Source organism: Pasteurella canis, from assembly GCF_900454865.1.
Taxonomy (GTDB): domain Bacteria; phylum Pseudomonadota; class Gammaproteobacteria; order Enterobacterales; family Pasteurellaceae; genus Pasteurella; species Pasteurella canis.
Map to the genome: position 1 here is coordinate 1 of NZ_UGTV01000012.1, position 5,757 is coordinate 5,757.

The window sequence follows — 5,757 nt, forward strand, 5'->3', positions numbered from 1 at the left end:
TGCTAAAATAGCGCTGAGTTTTGATCAACTAAAATAGAGGATAAATAAATATGAATAGAGCATTAGCCATTGAATTTTCAAGAGTCACTGAAGCAGCAGCATTAGCAGGATTTGCTTGGTTGGGGCGTGGTGATAAGGAAGCGGCAGATAATGCTGCAGTCCAAGCAATGCGTCTAATGTTAAATCAAATTGAAATGATAGGTGAGGTAGTTATTGGAGAAGGAGAAATTGATCAAGCACCTATGCTTTATATTGGTGAAAAAGTAGGTGTTGGTAAAGGTGAGGAAGTTTCTATTGCTGTTGATCCAATAGAAGGAACACGAATGACAGCTATGGGACAAGCTAACGCATTATCTGTACTTGCTGCAGGTGGTAAAAACACCTTTTTAAAAGCACCAGATATGTATATGGAAAAATTAGTTGTTGGTCCAGAAGTAAAGGGAATGATTGATTTAAGTTTACCTTTAGAACAAAATTTGCGCCGAGTTGCATCTAAAATGGGTAAACTTCTTTCTCAATTAACTGTGATTACATTAGATAAACCACGTCATCATGAAACAATCAAAAAAAATGCAACAGTTAGGTGTGAAAGTACTTGCTATTCCTGATGGTGATGTTGCTGCTTCTATTTTATGTTGTTTACCTGATGGTGGGGTAGATATGTTGTATGGTATTGGTGGTGCGCCAGAAGGCGTGATTGCTGCGGCTGCAGTACGTGCTTTAGGCGGTGAAATGCAAGCGCGTTTATTACCTCGTCATCAGGTAAAAGGTAACACCCTGAAAATCAAGCGATTGCTGCAGATGAAATTCATCGTTGTCAGGCAATGGGAATTGAAGTTAATCAGGTATTAAAATTAGATGATTTGGTTCGTGATGATAACTTAGTTTTTTCCGCGACAGGTATTACAAATGGTGATTTATTGAAAGGAATTCATCGTAAAGGTAATTTAGCTACAACAGAAACCTTATTAATTCGTGGTCGTTCACGTACTATTCGTCGTATTCAATCTGTTCATTATTTAGATAGAAAAGATACTGCGCTTTATCGAATTATTGGTGCATAATTTATTTTTTTTTATAAAAAAGCACTATTTTTATAGTGCTTTTTTAATTTTTTCCAATATTAATTATTCTTTTTCACAGAAGAATTTATGAAGAAGATGCATTATTTCGAGTACTTTAGGATCAGCAATATAATATAATCTTTCTCTATGTCGTTTTTCACAATCAATTAATTTTTTTTCTCTTAATACAGAGAGTTGATTTGATACAGAGGCTTGAGGTAATCCTGTTAACTTAGTAATATCAGTTACATTGCGTTTTTGGTCTAGAATGCAACATAAAATCATTAGTCTATTAGGATTAGAGAATGATTTTAAAAAAGAGGTTGCTTCATCACATTTCGAGAATATTTCTTCCATTATTTTTACTATACTCCAGTATGGTTTTTATTTTCTGTATTCTTTTTATTTATTAAATAAGCATATTCGACTTTTCTAAAATGGGAATAAATTTGGCTATTTATATTAATTAAATAGAGTTTTTTATTTATTTTATTCATTTGGCTGTTAATTGAAATTAAACTTTTTAAACAAGATAGATCAAGGTAATTGACTTGTGATAAATCTAAAATAAAACAAACTATTTTTTTATCTTTATTTAAAATAGTATTAATTTTATTTTCTATATAATCAATGTTAGCAAAATATAAATTACCTTCAATTTTTAGAATAACACTCTCTTCTTTACAGCAGTCATATTGTTTGTATGATATGTCATTTTGATTAATTTGACTAATTTTAGGTTGGATAGTTCGATAAATATATGCTACCAAAGAGATAAGAATACCAGTTGCAAGCCCTATTTCCATTCCTTTAATCAGAGTTAAAATAATAGTTGTAAGCATAACTACTCCTTCCAGCTTATCGTAGCGAAAGGCTTGTTTTAGTGCTGAATAATCGATCATTGGGATAACTGCAATAATAATTGTCACAGATAGGATACTCAGTGGCATATAGTATAAAAAGTCGGAAAACCATAAAATGGTCATTAATGTACCGAATGCAGTAAAAATACTCGCTAATTGTGTTTGAGCACCAGCTTCTTCGTTGACAACAGAACGTGAAAATCCTCCCGTTACTGGCATTCCGCCACTTAATGCAACACCAATATTTGCTATACCTAAACCAAAGAGTTCTTGGTTAGCTTTGATTTGTTCATGTTTTTTTGTTGCTAATAATTTACCAATTGAAATGCTGCTGGCGAAGCTAACGAGACTAATTAAGAATGCGCCAGGTAAAAGTGCGTTGAGTTTTTCAAGAGAAATACTATTCCAGTGAATAAAATCAAATTTAGAGGGGATTTCTCCAACAATTTTGGTATTTTGAAAAAATAGCTGCCAGTACCATATGAAAAATGAAAGTAGCGCTATCACGATGACAGGTGAAAAGCGTCTTAGACTTTGTGAAAGCGTGTTATTTGATATATAACGTGAAAAATGCTTGATTGAATAAAGTAAGCCAAATCCAATGAGACTTAGACAAAATGTGATCCAATTAATATGTTGCAGATCGGCATATAAGGAAACAATAAGATCGTATAAGTTATCACCTTGTGCCTGAATGCCCAGTAAATGTTTAATTTGACTAAAGATAATAATAATTGCAGATGCAGTAGTAAATCCTATGTTGACAGGATTACTTAAGAAGTTAGCCAAAAATCCTAGACGTAAACTACTCATAATAATTAGGATTATGCCTGATAATAGTGCTAATAAAATTACAGTTGTCAAATAGTCTGCAGAGTTAGGGTCTGCATAAGAACTGGCAATGGAAGCGGTCATTAATGATGTAATAGCAATAGGGCCAACAGAAAGTGTTCGACTACTACCAAATAAAGCATATAAAAGCAGTGGTGCAATACTGGAATAAAGACCAATATACGGTGGAACACCTGCTAAAAGTGCATAAGAAAGTGATTGTGGCACTAGCATAAGGGTAACCACAATGGCAGCTAAAAAATCTTGTCTAAATAATGTAATATTATAGTGAGAAAGCCAATGTGTAATAGGCAGATAACGTAACATAGAGAATTAGATAAGAAGGAAGTAGAAGTCTTTTGACTTCTACTTTTTATATTTTTATTGACGATTCCAAGGCATAAATGCTAACAAACGTGCCATTCCACAGAATCCTGTTGTTCCTGCTAATAATAAACCTGCACCAACAAAAGCGCATAATCCATAAAACACAGGTGATACTTGCCAACCTAAAATTGCCCCGAGCAATGTTAAACCTCCTGCAGCAATTTGGACTTGTCTCATCATTTCTAAAGGTTGAGAACGATTGAGGCGAGTTGGCTGGTTGTTGGCCTTCCAAGCATCAATTCCACCTTCTAAAATAAATGCTTGTTTGCCAGAAGTCAGCGCAGAGAGCAAACTGCTTGCTTGCTGTGTGCGACGTCCAGAACGACAATGGAAATAACCACATTCGCATTAGCGGCGCATGAAATAATCCCTTACTGTGCTAAATCGCTTGGACATACTCAGCTAGAAGATAATGTCAGTTTACTCTCAAGTTCCAATAATTATTCAAATCAAAATAAAAAAAATAAATGACTATTCAAACAATTAGCACAATGAAGTATGGAAAACTCAAACAAGCAGTATTAGTAGATATCAGAACCTGATGAAATTAAGAGAAAATATTGAAGCCGCAGAGCTTCAACCATTATCACAACTGGAGAGTCAAGGATTAAAGGAAATGCCGCTAATGCGAATGTGGTTATTTTCCATTGTCGTTCTGGACGTCGCACACAGCAAGCAAGCAGTTTGCTCTCTGCGCTGACTTCTGGCAAACAAGCATTTATTTTAGAAGGTGGAATTGATGCTTGGAAGGCCAACAACCAGCCAACTCGCCTCAATCGTTCTCAACCTTTAGAAATGATGAGACAAGTCCAAATTGCTGCAGGAGGTTTAACATTGCTCGGGGCAATTTTAGGTTGGCAAGTATCACCTGTGTTTTATGGATTATGCGCTTTTGTTGGTGCAGGTTTATTATTAGCAGGAACAACAGGATTCTGTGGAATGGCACGTTTGTTAGCATTTATGCCTTGGAATCGTCAATAAAAATATAAAAAGTAGAAGTCAAAAGACTTCTACTTCCTTCTTATCTAATTCTCTATGTTACGTTATCTGCCTATTACACATTGGCTTTCTCACTATAATATTACATTATTTAGACAAGATTTTTTAGCTGCCATTGTGGTTACCCTTATGCTAGTGCCACAATCACTTTCTTATGCACTTTTAGCAGGTGTTCCACCGTATATTGGTCTTTATTCCAGTATTGCACCACTGCTTTTATATGCTTTATTTGGTAGTAGTCGAACACTTTCTGTTGGCCCTATTGCTATTACATCATTAATGACCGCTTCCATTGCCAGTTCTTATGCAGACCCTAACTCTGCAGACTATTTGACAACTGTAATTTTATTAGCACTATTATCAGGCATAATCCTAATTATTATGAGTAGTTTACGTCTAGGATTTTTGGCTAACTTCTTAAGTAATCCTGTCAACATAGGATTTACTACTGCATCTGCAATTATTATTATCTTTAGTCAAATTAAACATTTACTGGGCATTCAGGCACAAGGTGATAACTTATACGATCTTATTGTTTCCTTATATGCCGATCTGCAACATATTAATTGGATCACATTTTGTCTAAGTCTCATTGGATTTGGCTTACTTTATTCAATCAAGCATTTTTCACGTTATATATCAAATAACACGCTTTCACAAAGTCTAAGACGCTTTTCACCTGTCATCGTGATAGCGCTACTTTCATTTTTCATATGGTACTGGCAGCTATTTTTTCAAAATACCAAAATTGTTGGAGAAATCCCCTCTAAATTTGATTTTATTCACTGGAATAGTATTTCTCTTGAAAAACTCAACGCACTTTTACCTGGCGCATTCTTAATTAGTCTCGTTAGCTTCGCCAGCAGCATTTCAATTGGTAAATTATTAGCAACAAAAAAACATGAACAAATCAAAGCTAACCAAGAACTCTTTGGTTTAGGTATAGCAAATATTGGTGTTGCATTAAGTGGCGGAATGCCAGTAACGGGAGGATTTTCACGTTCTGTTGTCAACGAAGAAGCTGGTGCTCAAACACAATTAGCGAGTATTTTTACTGCATTCGGTACATTAATGACCATTTTATGGTTTTCCGACTTTTTATACTATATGCCACTGAGTATCCTATCTGTGACAATTATTATTGCAGTTATCCCAATGATCGATTATTCAGCACTAAAACAAGCCTTTCGCTACGATAAGCTGGAAGGAGTAGTTATGCTTACAACTATTATTTTAACTCTGATTAAAGGAATGGAAATAGGGCTTGCAACTGGTATTCTTATCTCTTTGGTAGCATATATTTATCGAACTATCCAACCTAAAATTAGTCAAATTAATCAAAATGACATATCATACAAACAATATGACTGCTGTAAAGAAGAGAGTGTTATTCTAAAAATTGAAGGTAATTTATATTTTGCTAACATTGATTATATAGAAAAATAAAATTAATACTATTTTAAATAAAGATAAAAAATAGTTTGTTTTATTTTAGATTTATCACAAGTCAATTACCTTGATCTATCTTGTTTAAAAAGTTTAATTTCAATTAACAGCCAAATGAATAAAATAAATAAAAAACTCTATTTAATTAATATAAAATAGCCAAATTT

At 33.9% G+C, this 5,757-nt stretch carries 6 protein-coding genes and 1 pseudogene; 4 read left to right on the top strand and 3 right to left on the bottom strand.

The features are described 5' to 3' along the window. Positions 1-50 precede the first annotated feature (50 nt). Positions 51-1,064 (top strand): annotated as a pseudogene (gene glpX / locus DYE19_RS00585) (class II fructose-bisphosphatase). A 63-nt stretch (positions 1,065-1,127) separates the two neighbouring features. On the opposite strand, the gene DYE19_RS00590 reads toward glpX, so the two are convergent. From DYE19_RS00590 to DYE19_RS00600, 3 genes are read right to left on the bottom strand one after another with little or no spacing between them, the layout of a single operon-like run. Next, positions 1,128-1,421: an ArsR/SmtB family transcription factor gene (locus DYE19_RS00590; protein WP_115322274.1), complete on the bottom strand. Its 294-nt coding sequence runs from the start codon at positions 1,419-1,421 to the stop codon at positions 1,128-1,130. 8 nt (positions 1,422-1,429) lie between these two features. Then, on the bottom strand, positions 1,430-3,085 hold the full coding sequence (locus tag DYE19_RS00595; RefSeq protein ID WP_115322275.1) for a SulP family inorganic anion transporter: 1,656 nt from the start codon (positions 3,083-3,085) through the stop codon (positions 1,430-1,432). 54 nt (positions 3,086-3,139) lie between these two features. Continuing rightward, positions 3,140-3,436, bottom strand: coding sequence for a rhodanese family protein (locus DYE19_RS00600; RefSeq protein WP_255313049.1), 297 nt, complete (start codon positions 3,434-3,436; stop codon positions 3,140-3,142). A 342-nt stretch (positions 3,437-3,778) separates the two neighbouring features. On the opposite strand from DYE19_RS00600, the gene DYE19_RS00605 reads away from it, so the two are divergent. Genes DYE19_RS00605 through DYE19_RS11550 form a run of 3 tightly spaced genes read left to right on the top strand, consistent with a single transcriptional unit; the run spans position 3,779 to position 5,749 of the window. Further along, positions 3,779-4,126, top strand: coding sequence for a rhodanese family protein (locus DYE19_RS00605; RefSeq protein WP_255313050.1), 348 nt, complete (start codon positions 3,779-3,781; stop codon positions 4,124-4,126). 54 nt (positions 4,127-4,180) lie between these two features. Continuing rightward, positions 4,181-5,590 carry a SulP family inorganic anion transporter gene (locus DYE19_RS00610; protein ID WP_115322276.1) on the top strand — a complete coding sequence of 470 codons (1,410 nt, stop codon included), beginning with the start codon at positions 4,181-4,183 and terminating at the stop codon, positions 5,588-5,590. A gap of 42 nt (positions 5,591-5,632) precedes the next feature. Continuing rightward, the gene (locus DYE19_RS11550; RefSeq protein WP_368656419.1) at positions 5,633-5,749 is read left to right on the top strand and encodes an STAS domain-containing protein; all 117 of its coding nucleotides are present in this window, start codon (positions 5,633-5,635) and stop codon (positions 5,747-5,749) included. Positions 5,750-5,757 lie beyond the last annotated feature (8 nt).

What these genes read in the sequence shown, in the direction of transcription:
- DYE19_RS00590 (WP_115322274.1), bottom strand. Translation starts at nt 1,421, where the DNA reads ATGGAAGAAATATTCTCGAAATGTGATGAAGCAACCTCTTTTTTAAAA.
- DYE19_RS00595 (WP_115322275.1), bottom strand. Translation starts at nt 3,085, where the DNA reads ATGTTACGTTATCTGCCTATTACACATTGGCTTTCTCACTATAATATT.
- DYE19_RS00610 (WP_115322276.1), top strand. Translation starts at nt 4,181, where the DNA reads ATGTTACGTTATCTGCCTATTACACATTGGCTTTCTCACTATAATATT.